Source organism: Halorubrum sp. SP9 (assembly GCF_005435015.1).
Classification (GTDB): domain Archaea; phylum Halobacteriota; class Halobacteria; order Halobacteriales; family Haloferacaceae; genus Halorubrum; species Halorubrum sodomense.
On sequence record NZ_SGXU01000756.1, the window covers coordinates 1 to 223 of the forward strand.

Genomic DNA, 223 nt, shown 5'->3' on the forward strand with positions numbered 1-223 from the left:
TGAGCCCGACCGCGAGGATGTACACAACCGTCACCACCGCGACGATCACGGCGTCGATCGCGGCGACGGCGAGAAACGGGTGGACCGCGTGAAGCGAGAAAATAACTGACGCGGGGAGGAACTGAACGTACTGCCACTCTGAGACCGATCTGATGTACGCACCCGTCTCTTCGGGCGCGTGGAGCGTGACCGCCGTTGAGGCAGTCTCCCCGCGAGCCGGAAC

At 64.1% G+C, this 223-nt stretch carries 1 pseudogene; it reads right to left on the reverse strand.

Annotation, left to right across the window (positions count from 1 at the left end):
• Positions 1-223: pseudogene (locus tag EXE45_RS20230) on the reverse strand (signal peptidase I); the annotation flags it as partial.